The 15,098-nt window shown below is 34.4% G+C and carries 5 protein-coding genes; 1 reads left to right on the top strand and 4 read right to left on the bottom strand.

Annotated elements, in window-relative coordinates; translation table 11 throughout:
• Nucleotides 1–22: 22 nt before the first annotated feature.
• Nucleotides 23–4,729, bottom strand: a complete 4,707-nt coding sequence (locus tag VB776_RS04275) for a hypothetical protein (protein ID WP_323326361.1) — start codon at nt 4,727–4,729, stop codon at nt 23–25.
• A 461-nt stretch (nt 4,730–5,190) separates the two neighbouring features.
• Here VB776_RS04275 and VB776_RS04270 point away from each other — a divergent pair, with 461 nt between their 5' ends.
• Entirely contained in the window at nt 5,191–6,399 is a 1,209-nt protein-coding gene (locus VB776_RS04270) for a site-specific integrase (protein WP_323326359.1), read from the top strand.
• Between the two features lie 204 nt (nt 6,400–6,603).
• On the opposite strand, the gene VB776_RS04265 is transcribed toward VB776_RS04270, so the two are convergent.
• The 3 genes from VB776_RS04265 to VB776_RS04255 form a co-directional block, all read right to left on the bottom strand.
• Nucleotides 6,604–8,520 carry a UvrD-helicase domain-containing protein gene (locus VB776_RS04265; RefSeq protein ID WP_323326357.1) on the bottom strand — a complete coding sequence of 639 codons (1,917 nt, stop codon included), beginning with the start codon at nt 8,518–8,520 and terminating at the stop codon, nt 6,604–6,606.
• Entirely contained in the window at nt 8,517–10,757 is a 2,241-nt protein-coding gene (locus VB776_RS04260; protein WP_323326355.1) for an ATP-dependent nuclease, read from the bottom strand. Before VB776_RS04260 ends, VB776_RS04265 begins: the two co-directional genes overlap by 4 nt.
• A 63-nt stretch (nt 10,758–10,820) precedes the next feature.
• Nucleotides 10,821–14,468: a DUF7149 domain-containing protein gene (locus VB776_RS04255; RefSeq protein WP_323326353.1), complete on the bottom strand. Its 3,648-nt coding sequence runs from the start codon at nt 14,466–14,468 to the stop codon at nt 10,821–10,823.
• Between the last annotated feature and the right edge of the window lie 630 nt (nt 14,469–15,098).

The following is a 15,098-nucleotide window of genomic DNA, read 5'->3' as shown; positions in this document are numbered from 1 at the left end:
ATTTTGTTGGGCTTTTGTATGTTTAAAAACCTTCTTTCGCTTCCTCTTTCTTCTTTTCTACTTTTGGTTTTTCCTCTTTTTTATTGACTACTTTTTTGCCTTTTTCAACTCTGGTTCTGTAATTATCTACAAATCTTTCGGTGAAAGCGATTTTCTCTTCAGCACCTACTCCAAGAAAAGCATAGGCATTTTTACCACTGCCTTTTTTAACACCTTTAGATTTTGCCGCAACAGCATTATTGAATTCCCCGTCTGAAGAAATTACGCCCATTTCATTTTTCAAATAACCCATAAAGTACCAAACATCTTCTGAAGGTTCGAGGTATAAGTAGAATTCATCGCCTTCATTTGTCTTCTTGATTTCTAACATGCCTTCAATTTCAGCATTGATGTCGGTTCCTCCAATATTGGCAATGGCAATTTTCCCAACGGTATAAAAAGCAGATTGTTGTTCAGAATATCGCAAATTGGCTTTAGAAATCACCATCGTCGTATTGAATTTTGAAGAAATTGAAAAGAGTGGAACATGCTCATTTTTCAAACGTCTTTCAAATGGTGCAACCGTTTTTCCACCTAGAATATTAGCAATTTTAGATAATAAATTTTCCTTGTCTTCTGGTTCATCAGCACTTGTATTATCACGTGAATCTAAATTTACTTTAACAATTTTATCAGCCATTGCTTTCAATACTTCTGTAGGCATTGGGAAATTTACGACTAACATTTGGTCGAACTTATACTTACCACTATCAATGCGCATTTCTGCAAAACCAGCTGTTTGTAATAAAGTATTAGGATTGAAGAAATTGAAAGCTCCTTCTAATTTTAAAGTCTTTTTGGCATCATCAAAAATATAACGATTGGCTTCGTAGGACTGTGTTTTGTCGTCTGCACCAATTTCAAAGCGGGATGTTTTTGGAATATCTCTGAATGCTCCTTTTGCTACAAAAATATCTTCGTCTTTTGCGTCTTCTTTATTCGATAAAAAAGTAGTATATAAGCCACTTGAAGCCGTTCTAAAATGAAGTCCCGCAAATAATGGTGTATTTGTTTCGCCCATCAAAGTAGGTTGAACGTCGATACTTACGCTATCACGGCTATTTCCTTTGTAAGCAATCCAGTTTGAATCATATCTTTTGTTTTTTGTATCTGGACGCACAAAACCGTTTAAAGTAAGATTTTTGTCTGTTGAAATCATACTAATTTCTCCACGAAACAATAGTTTAGGCGTTAGGAAAAATTTATTATTTTGTTCAATACTTGCTTTGGCAGTCGTAATGTATCCTTTTGTCTTTTTACGATTATCAAGAAATGTTTCTTTGAAATCGAAATTTCCCATTTTGATATTTAACGTATCGCCAATTGTATTTACGTAACGATAAATAGCATCACCTTCAAATCTTGATTTTGACAAGATTTTAATATTTCCATTGACCAAGCGATGATAAGTATTAGCTGTATCAAGGATAATTTTAGCTTGATGAAAATCTTTCATTTCGGCATCTTTACTGATAAAAACTGCTCCTTTGTCGGGGAAAATTTTTGCATCAGCCGTTCTAATAAAAGGCACGCCATTGATGTTCAAAGATTGTTTTTCGATATTATACAAAGCTTCAGAACCGCTGAAAGAAAGTCCTTCTTGACTTGGCTCCATCGATGAAAAAGTAGTAGTTTTTACATCACCTTTCATCGTGATTAATTTTTTATTGATGTCCCATTCAGCACTGTTGATGGAAGTTTGATAAGCCGTGTATGGGAAATATAAACTGGTAGAATCTTCTAATTTCAAATTCGTCGGTGTTTTGATATTAACCAAACCCGTTTGAATATTGAAATTGATATTCATTTTCTTGCCAAGTAGTGCAGGTTTGGCAGCACTCATAGTATTTCCTACGAACAAATCAGCTAATTCAGCGGTGAAAACACCTTTGCCGAATTTGAAATTATTAGAGCTAATTTCAGAATCTTGTCTTTTTACTTTTCCAAAACCAAACAAACCAGTTTGTCGAACCAAAAGTTTTCCTTCTAGTTTTGAACTACCAGCATAAAAATCGAAAGTATTTTTCTGGGTTTCAATCAACATACTATCAACTTTGGGTTGCCATTTTAATTTAAAATTATTGATGGCAACTTTGGTAAAATAAGCTTTGGCAACTTCGCCTTCGTTGATAATACCCGTTGTCCCGTTGGCTGTCACAGAATCGGCAGTAAATAAGGCTTCCTTTGCCTTGATTTGAGCCGTCAGGTGATTGATTTCTCCTTCGGTATGCAAACCTTTGCTATCCATCAGTAAGTTTGACGTAAACTTTACAAAAGTCTTGCTGTTGTATAAATTATACTTTCCCTCGGGAGCTTTATGGCTAAAGCCCAAAGTATTATCAGGCATTGAAATCAATGTTTCCTTGAAAGGAGGGAAAATGCCATCAGAGTAAAAAGTACCGACGAAATTAATGTCTTTCACATTCAAACTATCAAAATCAATACTTGGTACTTTGAAGTAAATCTTTTTGTTATAAATGCCATCCAATCGCCAAGGATGGTCGAAGTATGCAGTAACACCCGTTGGAACAACCAAGCGAGGATAATTTAACATTCTTTGGCGACCAGATTTATTATCGGGTTTGTTGATATAAATTACGCCAGCTTCATATTTCAAGTCTCCACCAATTTCAGTACGCCCCTTTTTAGCCAATTCCTTTTGTGGAATAAAAGTGATGGAATCAATCTTATCTAATTTTACACTGAATTCATTGTAGTTAAATGATAAATCTCTTCCTCTGAATCTAAAATTTCCTGTTTTAAGCTCGCCACTAATACCAAAATTTCGGTCTTTATTTACTTTAATAATGTTATCGTAAGGCGCCATGTAAACATTGAGCGAATCAGAAAGATAAAATTGCTTAACACCTCTAATGATTAACTGATTGCTATTCAAATCTAAAGAAGCATTAGCAGTAGAATCCTTAGAACTTGAAGCATAAAATGAAGGAATCAAGAAATTGTCATAATCTTTTTTCGCTCCATAAACTGCCAAATAATGTAAGCCTTTTCTTGAAATTTTAAGCCTTTCAACATCTGGGTCATAGTCGAAATAACCTTTTTGCATCATTTCTAAAAAGACAGATTTTAAAGCATTCGCATCTTTTTGATATGCACGAGCAAGTTCACTTACTGTGGTGGATTGAAGATTATTCTTTTTGATAAAATTAGAAACAACTAATAATGGATTGAAACTATAATTGGCTGAAATTTTCGCAAAACGTTCTGGATTGAAGTAATCGAAAGATTCAAATAAAGCTGGGACGATGTTCTTGGCAGTAACAATCATGAAATCCATTTTTTTATCTTTTAGATTCCAACGCATTACGTCTGAAGTAATATCTAATTTATGGTAACTATCAGAGTATGACGATTCCCTAAAACCGCCGTCATCTACTTTATTGAGGCGTAAATATTCTAATTGACGATTATAATTCAGTTTTACTGACGGATGATAGAGGGAATCTTGACTAGCAAAATAACCTGTGAAAATTGCAGAAGGAGAAGTAATCAAAGAATCACTAATGTCAAAACGTTTACTAATTACTTTAAAAGCCGTTTTTCCATCCTTTTTGACTAAAATAGTAGCGTATTTAGATTGAACCGAAGCACTTGATATTTTAGTGCCAATAATAGTGAAACCACCAGTATAATCAATGTCTGAGCTATTTTTTAAAGTAACATCATTTTGTAGTGACATAAATCTTGGAAAAATAGCCAAACTATTCTTTACTCTTTTTCTACTCTGAAACTCAAAAATACCTTTTATAGGATTGGTCAATTTTTGCGGATAATTCAGCGTGGCAACATCTGCTAAAAGTTTTGGGTTTCTAATTGCCATGCTGTAATTGTCTAAATTGACAAAGATGTCGGGCATACCAACTGTTTCCCAAGAAAATTTTCCACCATTTCCAATCAAATTTCCATCCTTAATATCCAAAAACGCTTTTGTATTTTGAACAATTGCAGAATCGTTTGCAGTAACGATTGCTAAATTAATATTATTGAATTCTATGCTTGGTCCAGCATTTAGAAATTGGACAATTGGCTCTTCGGCTTGAGGAGCTGTCGCAGTGGCATTGTTTGATGGAAGTGGCGCATCCCATTCATCCCAAGCTGCTTTTTTGGGTGCTTCTGGTGTATTAGCAGGAGTATTCGTTTTTTCAGGTTTAAAAATTTCTGTTTTCTGATCGTTGAATTTAAAACTTACAGAACCATTAAAAGCATATAATCGGTTAAAATTCGTAAAGTAAAGACTATTGTTTTTGAAAAATAGCCTACAAACATCAATAAATCTAGTTGTTGTTTTTACATCGCCAGTTTCCACTGATTTTTGAAGTGTACTTAGATAACTATCAAAACTATTTTGAGAAAGCGTTCCGCTGTTTAGTCCAAGATTAATTGCATCAAAAAAAGGAATAAATTGAGGCGATTTATAACCTTTTTTTAACATAAAACTAGCAACTTTTGCCAGAGACGCTTTTTGAGTCTCATTGATTTTACCAGCATTCCAGTTTTGGTCGAAATTCTGAGCAATTGTATTTGCTTGTGGATTTCCAGAAGCAGCTAAGACATTTTTTGCATCCGCTAAAAATTCCTCAGGTTTCTCAGAAAGTTTAAGTCCTTGTGCTTGGGAAGACAAGTAAAATAGGATTATTCCAAAAGTTAAATAAAAGCGTTTTATAGTCATCATTGTAGGAGTTAGCTTCAAGAAATAAACGAAATCATAGAGTTTAGTATTTTAAACCAAACGAAGTATTCATGTTGAATGATTTGCTGAAAGAAATCTAAGGTACAAATATCATCATTTGAGATGATACAGAAGAAGGAGTAATGAAAAATAAGAGAAGTATGGATAAAAAAATAAACTCTCCAAATCAAGCATAATGCTAATTTAAAGAGTTTATTTTTTAATGTACCGGGGACGGGAATCGAACCCGTACGAACTTGCGTTCACAGGATTTTAAGTTCTTAAATATTTGGTTTCATATGGTGCTATTTGTACTCAAACATGCTGATAATCAACATTTTGCATTCTTTATAAAATCAGGTAAAATCAAGAAAAACCGCCATTTGTTGTACCTATGTTGTACCAAATATTTAATTATATTTGTATAGAAAGATTTTTTAGAGACTAAATCTATTACAGATATGGCATCCTCCCTCAAAATTGTTCTTAGAAATAAACAAAATGCAGATGGTACTTTTCCACTAGCAATGCGTGTTACCATTGATAGAAAGTCTTCGTATATTTACTTAGGGCATAGTATTCGCAAAGCGGATTGGGATGTTGCTGCCCAGAAAGTCAAAAAATCACATCCCAATTCAGCACAGCTAAACAATTTTATTCTTACCAAGAAAGCGGAAGCTAATGATAAAATGCTAAATATGGCTGCTCACAACAAGGATGTCTCTTCAAAGGCTGTTCGCAGGCAGATAAAACCACAAGAAGGTATTTCATTTTTTGCTCAAGCAAAAGTCTATTGTGAAGAGTTGGAAAAAACAGGACGATTTAATCAAAAATCTTCTGATTTACCTCGCATCAATCGCTTTCGAAAATTTCTTGGTGGTTCAGATATAAACTTTGCAGAAATCAATACAGGTCTTTTGCAGAAGTTTAGGGCCTATCTTATTGGTACAAGAAACGTTACAGAAAGGACAGTTGTAAATCATTTCGTGGTAATTAGGACTATTTTTAACAGAGCAATTGCCTCTGGTTTAGTTGAGCAAAAATATTATCCGTTCGGGAAAGGAAAAATCTCTATCAAATTTCCCGATACCATGAAAATTGGATTGACTACTGATGAAATAAAAGCTCTCCAAAATTTAGAATTGTCTGGAGGTGAAAATCATTCGCGAAATTTGTTTCTAACCTCATTCTATTTCGCCGGAATGAGAATTTCTGACGTGCTACGTCTTAAATGGTCTGACATCCAAAATGAGAGACTATATTATACTATGGGTAAGAATTTAAAAACGGGCTCATTGAAAGTTCCAGATAAAGTAATGGAAATCTTGGAGCAGTACCCAAGAGGAGTAAATGCTCATGATTTAGTGTTCCATGACCTTGCTAAATTACCAGACCTTTCAAAAGCCAACGAAGTTCAAAATTATATCAAAACAAGAAACCGTATTTGTAACGACTATTTAAAAAAGATTGCGGTAAAAGCGGGCATTACAAAACCTTTGACAATGCACATTGCCAGACACTCATTTGCTCAAATCTCAGCAGACAGAATTCCTGCCAATGTTCTTCAAAAGCTATACAGGCATACAGATATAAAAACTACGATGCAGTACCAGTCGAATTTTATGACCAAGATGACAGATGATGCTTTGGAGGCTGTGATAAATTTGTAGATAGTAATTTTGAAATTTCTTGGCAAATCAGATTTTATTTTTTTATCTGAGCACACTTTAAATTACATGATATATGAAGCGATGTAACTTATTTGTGTTGGATTTCATTAGAAGTCAGTTGTTGAATGGCTTTTGATTCAACAAGAGATGGTAGTATCTAGAATTTTTGAAGATTTTTGCCGAAGAATTCCTTCTGGATTGGAATTATAAATTATCAGCAATAATAATTGATGCTAAATCCTTTTCAAGGAAAATGCTCTCCTTCTGAAATATGCCAGTTTCTGAAATCAATCTTAAAGCTTCTGGTACATTTGAAGTAAAATATATTACTATCAAGTCTTTTCGTGCTCTGGAGCAGGACACATAAAACAAGCGTCTGGTTCTGGAAATGACGTTATCCTTTCCTTCTGCTATATTTTTCTTATCTACATCTGATAGCGAGGAAATTCCAAAATATTTGTCGTATGAAAAAAGATTGTTCGTTCCTTCATCATCGTCCAATATAGTTATCACTTTATCAAATTCGGCTCCTTTAATACCTTGTTGGGTAGCAAAAGGAGACTCATTGTCACAATACTTTTTATACCCTAAAAACTCATTAGCAGGGCACGCAAAATAATTTTGCATTGATGAAATTTCAGTTGCCTTCAGATTTTCATCATCATCTTCGTCAGTTTCAACTAGATTCGTTTCATTCAAATGATCTAGTAATCTCTCATCCAAAGATGTCATTTCATATTCCTGAATGATTTTTAATACATCTAAAACAGTCGCCGTTGAATCAGATCGCATCATTTCAGCCAATCTATCAACTCCCTTTTTCAGTTCCGCTAAAGATATCCTAAGATCATCACCCTTTAAAATATTTTTTGTGAGCTTTGGGCTTTGGGCACGCAAAATATTTAAGACTTCAAAATTTAGATTAGAACTATGGAGGTTAATTAGCGGAAGAACAAAATTCATAAATGGCTTAAGTGGCCAAGCGGTACCATCCAAAAGTCCATCCTTAAATGATGAGGGGGAATTATCATTCATCGCTGAATACAAATTCGGGAAACCTAATCTTTTTGCTGCCATACGATGGACAACTACAAGTACTTTAATCTTATCATCGAGGAGCCAAGAATCATCATCAAATTTGTGGGTACTCCATTGTTGAACCCTTTTGACATTAGATGTGCGAAAATCATTAATAGGAAGAATAAATATCTGAGAGCTTCCTTCTACTGGAAATTCTTTCCCCTCTATTATTTCAAATCGGCCCCGAGTCTGTTCAAGCCCATCAGCGGGTTTTCTAATTGCATTTACTGTTTTTAATACTCGTTGAGAGCACCTAAAATTCTCTGGTTTTGTTATTCTTTCCCAACTATTTTCAATTGCTATTTCCCCGATACCAGTAGGAAATATTTTTTGCATAGGGTCGCCAAAAAAGCCTAAGCAAAAATCCTTTCCAAAAATGTGATCTACTAGTTTTAATGAAGAAACAATATTTGGAAATGTATCTTGACTTTCATCGACAAAAATGTAGGGGTATTTCTGGCTGATGATAGCCTTAAGCATTTTATGTTCTTCAATCAGAGAGGTAACTAACTTGATAATATCATCATGACCTAATATGCCCTTTGCATAGTTACTACCCGTCCCATAATTGAAGTAATGAAGAGATTCAACGATACCCAATTGCGATTTTAATCTGTCTAGTTCTAAGACCAATCTGTCTCTTGTACGAGTGCGAGGCTTGTTGATTTTTTCTTGTATTTCTAAGCACTTTTCAGCAATTCTTTGAATGACCCACTTTTTGATATCTTTTTGAAATGGGCTTCCAATAGTCCATAAGAAACTGTGGATTGTAGAAACATGAACAAGCGGACTGTTTGCCACGTCATTTCGAATTTCTTTTGCAGCTATTTCAGTATAGGTGATACACGCTACCTGCTGTCCCTTTCTCCTTAGTTCATTGCTCTTGGTTGATACTAAGTGGCTTAATGCCTTTACTAATGACGTTGTCTTTCCTGAACCCGCACCTGCTATCATGACAAAACTTGTTCGTGGAGTTCTGTCAAGACACTTTCTCAGCATAATATCGGCTTCTGTATCTGGGGAATTAATTCTTTTTGTCATTCTGCTACTTCTGTTATCATAGTTTCTATAAGTTCTTCCGATTCAATTCCGTCATCTACTTTCAGTCTTTCTGTTAGCCATTTTAGTCCGTCTTCAATGTATTTTGGCACAGTCCAAACCCCTGGATCAGATGACAATACTCCAAGTGCAAAACTAGTTTTACTAAATGAGCTAGATTTAACCCTTTTATGAATTTTTTCGGCTAATGAGTTTACTGAAGTTGGTTTCTTTCTGATTTTAAGTCCAATATGTTTAGCTTGATCGTTTTGACACCATTCAGCATTTTCTAGTGCAAATGTTTCTTCAAATGTTCTGCCAGCAACCTCCACATTTTCACCATTCCATCGAACATTTACCTTTCTTTGGAAGGTCACATAAATTGTTGACTGATTCGTCTCGGTTGGTAGCTGAATTAATTTTTTCATATCGCAGCTAAGCAATTCTGAAATTAAAGTCATTTTAGGTAACCATCTAGCTAAAGTTTGATTAGAGGTGATTGCTCCTTCATGAGCGGGTAAACAGGCTTTGCCCAGCCTGTATTTCTTTCCTCCATTTTCACTTGCATCTTCATAATCTGCTATTTCTAGTTCAACATCCTCATCATCTTCCTCTGATTCAGATATTTTTTTTTCTTCTACGCTATCAAGATCAGTAATTACTAAAGCTGGTATGCCTAAAAATTCTATCAGATTTTTAAATTTATAAGCGTATGCACCACCGACTTCCAAAATGCTGATATACGCTTTTCTTAAGCTTACTGAAGATTTTTCAATCATAGCCGGTAGTAAAATTCTCTCAACATTACCTTCGACCAAAATCGCAGCATCAGCAAAAAACAAATCGCAATGTGCTAATCGCATATATCTTTCAAGAAAATCTTTCTCAGGGTCACTTTTATAAAATAAAGAAAGATTCAAAGCGACAGAATGTTGTAGTGCTCCTGCATTTCCTTCTCGTCTGAAATATCTAATAGGACGGAATCCTCGTTCATATAGCATATGCGGAGAATGAGTTGTAATTGCTAACTGTGTACTGTAGTAATTAGCGTCTTCACCCGTAATTGCTAATATTTCTAAGATTTTTCTAATGAAAACTTGCTGCAATTGGGCATGTAAATGGGCTTCAGGTTCTTCGATTATAATCAATTGTAATAATGCTCTATCTTCCTTTTCATCAAGCCATTGAGCCTGAATATCCAATAGCTCCACGACCATATAAATTAAGTTCTTGAAACCTAGTCCATTATAATTATCAGGCAACGAGACCCCATCGGTACTTCCATCCATGGAATAATATACCTTTGTGTCTTGGCTCATTATACTTGAAGGATTTAGCGCTGACTTTATTATTAGATGTGGGTTGGAAACTCCTGGATATCCAAGAGTACCAATTCTTTTCAACATTCCATCGAAAACACTTTTTAAGTGTGAGTTTAATTGATTTTCGGAATCGAATAGCGCACTAAGAGCCTCATGATCATCTTCTCTTTTTTCTAAATTTCGCTTATAGAAACGACTTAAACATTTTGATAAATCTTCAGCTCTAGCACTTGATGCTTGATCTGATAAGTATCTTTGGGCTTGAAGTGTATCAACGCGAAGAAGTGATTTTACTAGAGGCTTTCCACGATCAGATGGAAGTAACAATGGAGTATAGTTTTCGTTTTGATTAAAATCCATGTCAAATTTTGATCGATCTAAGGAGTAGAATTTAAATTCATACTCCTGAGTTAGGTGTTTACCTAAGAAATCAATTAAATTTCTTGGCCATGGCCTGTACTTTTTATCTTCTCCTTTTGGTACATATTTTGCAACTTTTTCTTGTGCCTCCTTATACTTCAGTAAAGTGTCCGATGTGCTTTTAGGCTGAAACTCAATTCTAAGTCCAATTACGGAGCCTTCCCAAGAAAGTTCAGGTAAAAGATCCAGCACTCTGTGCAAATCATTTTCTTGAATATTAAACCATATATCTAAGCTGACATGTGGCAGTTCTGCCTCTTCAGCAATGCTTTTCCCCGCATCGTCTCCTATTTCGTTGATGATAGCCCAACAACTCGAATTAAAATCATAAATAGTGAATTTATCTTTCTGCCCATTAATAAACATATCGAGTGCATAAGAAGCAGATGTTTTACCGCTATTATTTGCTCCGACAAAAATGGAGATGTCTGATTCTAAGTCAACAAGAACGTTTTTCAAACGTCTGAAATTCTGAATTCTAAAACAATTTATTTTCATAGGGCTTTTAATATCATTCCTGATTAGAGGCTAGTGAATTGCTAAAAAAGGAGCTATCGCTGTTTATGGATTTTCAACCATTTTAATTTCTTCTTCGGTCAAATCATAAATTTGGTAAACTAATTGATCTATTTTGGTTTCCAACTCTTCTGTATCGGCTGATGAATTTTGTTTTTTTTCGTTAATAATCATGTCAACTAGTTCAATGATTTTTTTTTGCTCTGTAGCTGAAACAACTTTAATTGGGAATTGTCGCAAATCCTTTAAAATGATTTTAGGAAATAGCTTTCTAATTGCTTTAGCAGTATTTAGTTGAAAATAATAGGAAATTAAGCGTGAGTTAATAAGTGCCATAATATACTTCAGATCAATGTTTGTGCTTTCTTTTTTATTGATGGCAATATTGCTCATGTTAAACAGAACAATATCTTCAGAATAGCAAGAAATAATTGAATGGGGATGTTGACCTGTTATTTCTCTAATAATAATCTTGGGACTACTAAAAATGTCAAATGTCCTTGGAGCCGCAAGGTTATCACCGTATTTCAAATAAGACGAATTTTTTCCTTGAAGATATCTTTGCACATCTTTTCCTTCTAAATACGGGAATGTTGTATCATCAACCTTATAATTGTAATCATAAATCCTGTTAGTCACATCTTCTCTTGTTTGTTTAGGATTTCCTTTGCCAACTTCGTAAGCTTTTAGGCCTGCTTTTATCTCGACAATATTATCAAGAATTTCGGTGTTTGCTTTTATTTTGTTTAGGAACTCATCCGTTTTGTCATCTGAAAAAACATTTAATATCAAATCTGGAGAATCTAAAACAGTTGATGTTTTCTTATTGTGAGAAAATTTTATCAACCCAAACTCGCCAATAGATACTTTTATATTTTCTGTTAATTTGCCTTTTAGCCCAAAATAGGAAACAGTCTCTACACTTACACCTTCAAATGATGCTCCTAAAAAGTTTACAACTTCTACAATTGAAGCGTTTGAAAATAACAGCTTACGAATCTTAGAAGTTGAGCTAACCATTAAAAGAGAATTAGGAACAATCAAACTATAGCAGCCTTTTGGTTGTAAAATATTCAAAGTAAGTTCTGCAAAAAGAACATAAAGATTAACTTGGTAGTCAATACCTTTAAAGTTTTCGTAATAGTATTTTTTATACTGTTCATCAAAATTTTCCCTTGCAAATACATAGGGCGGATTACCAATTACTACATCGAAGCCTAAGAAGTCGCCATCATCATTCAATATTTCTGGAAACTCAAAACGCCATTCAAAAGAATTTTCAAAAATCTTGTTGGCTTTTATTCCTTCAATCTCTGTTTCTAGTTTCTTTGTTTCTTCTGTTATTTGTTGAACTTTCTTGTTCCAATCGGATTTTTCTTTCTTGCTCATTTCAAAAAGTTGACCTTGATTGGTCATTTGATACAAGTCGGCCGACAGTTTACGGAGCTTTTTTACTTTCGGATCGTTCAAAGAAATTTCACTTCTGAAATCAGATTTTATGTCGGTAATCAACCGTTCCATTGCTCTTTTCTGTTCTTTACTTTCAGCGTTCCGATAAGTGTCAACTGCAATTCTGTAGCCGTCAATTGTCCACTTACTTTTTCTCAAAGGTTGCTTTAAGTCAGCATCTATTGCAAAGCGGCTCACCAAAGAGTTTCCACACTTTATGTTGATGTCAATATTGGGTAGCGTTTCAAGCTCAGCAGCATTTTTGTAATAAGCGTTTTTTAAAAGCTCAATCCACAAACGTAAGCGACAGATTTTTACCGAGTTGGTATTGATGTCAACACCGAAAAGACAGTTTTCAATAATGGTTTGCTTTTCGTGGAAAAGAGTTTCCTGTATACGTTGGCTTTCTTTGTTGGTGGGGTTGTATTCAAAAAGCTCTCCTTCTTCGTCTGTTATAATAAGTTCATCATTTACTACTTCGACCTGATATTCTTTCAGCCGTTTTCCATCACGATCTTGCAAAATTTTCAAGTCGTTTTTTACAGCAATCATTTCATTGAGTGCCGAAACCAAAAAGTGCCCCGAACCAACGGCAGGATCACAAATTTTGAGGCTATTTACAATTTTGTTGGCTTCTTTTCGGTCTTCAATTTTGTCGTAAAGTTCTTCAATATTGTTACAGTTCCATTTTTTGCTCTCGTTGAATTTTTGCACAACAGCTTTGCGAATAGTCTCCCTACACATATACATTGTTATGAAACCTGGAGTGAAAAATGAACCGTCCTTGTAGCCGTTTATTTTCTCAAAAATCAATCCGAGAACCGAAGCATTAATCAGCGTTTTGTTGTCTTCCTGAATTTCTTCTTTACCTTCGGCTCCAAAGTCGTAAGCATCTAAAAACTTGAAAAGATATTCAATTGTGGTTAAATTTCCAGTTTGCTTTTTTCCTTGTTTGTCTTTGAGAACGGTGGAAGAAATTACTGGAATTGTTTTATCGTCTTTCAGATTACTGATAAACAAAGTAACCTGCTCAATATCAGACGGCTCGAAAAGCGATGAGTTGAGATAAGGAACTTTTTCAAAAATCTTCTTTACATCTTCGTTTCGCTCATCGTACTTGCGAGCCAATACCTGAAAAAACAAGCTATTCAGGTCGTCGTAGTTTTTGATTTTGTCAAGATTGAGAAACGAATATGATTTGTCGCCTTTGTGATAGGTGATGAGTTGGGCTTCCAACAACTTCAAAAATAAAATTCTGTTTATCCAAGTAATCGAAAGTTCAAGTGCAACATTAAAAAGTCTTTCCTGATGTGTGTTGCCAAATTGGTTTGGCTTTTCAAGTCTGTTAAGTTTATCTAAGCTGTCAAGCTGGATAATAGCATCTTCAAGGATAGTGCCAGTGTTCCTTTCCCCTTGTTTATTTCTCCCAATGAGTTTTTTACCTCCTTCCTTTGTTTCTGTTAAGCCAATGATGTGCAATAATTCACTATAAAACCTTTTGTCAAGACTATTGCTGTCATTTTTAAATGGAAGCTTTAAAAGATGCTCTGGTGATAAAAGTTTGAATAAAGCAATTAGTAAATTGTCGTCAGCTTTATCCGAATTGAGTAGGGGCTTTTTAAAGTCTTGAATGTTGAAGTAAGTAAATTCAATCTCTGACGTAATGCTATCAATAAATGGTTCAGCAATTTGCTTGTAGAAAAAATCGGTCTTGATATCAGCTAAGCGACCAGATTCAAAATCGTTGAATTGCTTTACAAGGTTTTTATTCTGTGCAAATAGTCGGTCGAAAAGAATACTGTCGAAAATAAACCACTCATTGATATTTGTAATTACCAAGTGTTTTACTTCCAGATTTCTATGTGTAATTCTTTCCCGCAAATAATACAGCACCAATTCTTGAAATGCTTTTGCATTTATTTTCTTGGTAGAAATCATTTCTGACTTACTAGTTGGCTTTTTTGCCTCAATAATTACTCCCACAGATGAGCTTGCATTTTGCCCATTGTGAATTACAAGGTCATTTCTACCTTTTGTATTTATAAAATGATTTTGCTTGTAATAAGTATCCTTAAGAAAGTCTGAAACTAGGTTTTTGTGAAATTCTTCGCTTTCCCTATCACTTATACTTTTAAGTAACGTAATAAGATTGGCCTTGAAGCTCTCAATTTCAATTCTATTAGGTTTTACTTTTAAAAAGGCTTTATTGAGCGCCTTACGTGGTTTCAGTTCTTTTAAAATCATCTGGTTCACTGTTTCAAAACTTACAAATTGTAGACTGGCAATGGGACGCTTTTGAATTGATTATTTAACTATTTTTATGTCGATGCAAGCGTTTACTTCTGGAGGTAATCTGCAACTCTTAAATTCTTGATAGGAGAAGACCTATGAATTATTACGTCTCAATTTTTGCTCTATTCTTTATAGTAAATATCCATGCTTTGGTTGACTCCTAATAATACAAAGCAGAAGTTGCTTTACACTGAGCTTCAAACAATGTTCTTTCTTCAGAGATGGTAGCAAGCAACGTGCTTAGATTGTCTAAGATATGGGCTTGCGGAGTACTTGAAGCCTTTTTATAGGCTCAAGTACTAATATTGGGTTGATTGTTAGCATTTCCTTAGGAAAATAATTAACCACATAGGACATTTTTTACAAAGTTCTTTCGTTCACAAGTTTTTTCAAATGAAGATTCAAGGAACAATTCAACCATTCCAGATCGGAGATATACGCTTTCACAATACAAATAACACTTTAACTTTCGTAAGGTGCTCATAATCACCAAATATAGCACACCACTATTTTTATGTCAATTTTATTGTAAAAAATATAGGCAAATACGAGTGTAAGCATTACTAATACATATTTTTTTCA

It is taken from the genome of Arcicella gelida (assembly GCF_034931025.1).
Classification (GTDB): Bacteria; Bacteroidota; Bacteroidia; order Cytophagales; family Spirosomataceae; genus Arcicella; species Arcicella gelida.
Note: the sequence above shows the minus strand (reverse complement) of the source record. Positions and strands in the feature narration are given on the sequence as shown.

What these genes read in the sequence shown, in the direction of transcription:
- VB776_RS04275 (WP_323326361.1), bottom strand. Translation starts at nt 4,729, where the DNA reads ATGACTATAAAACGCTTTTATTTAACTTTTGGAATAATCCTATTTTAC.
- VB776_RS04270 (WP_323326359.1), top strand. Translation starts at nt 5,191, where the DNA reads ATGGCATCCTCCCTCAAAATTGTTCTTAGAAATAAACAAAATGCAGAT.
- VB776_RS04265 (WP_323326357.1), bottom strand. Translation starts at nt 8,520, where the DNA reads ATGACAAAAAGAATTAATTCCCCAGATACAGAAGCCGATATTATGCTG.
- VB776_RS04260 (WP_323326355.1), bottom strand. Translation starts at nt 10,757, where the DNA reads ATGAAAATAAATTGTTTTAGAATTCAGAATTTCAGACGTTTGAAAAAC.
- VB776_RS04255 (WP_323326353.1), bottom strand. Translation starts at nt 14,468, where the DNA reads ATGATTTTAAAAGAACTGAAACCACGTAAGGCGCTCAATAAAGCCTTT.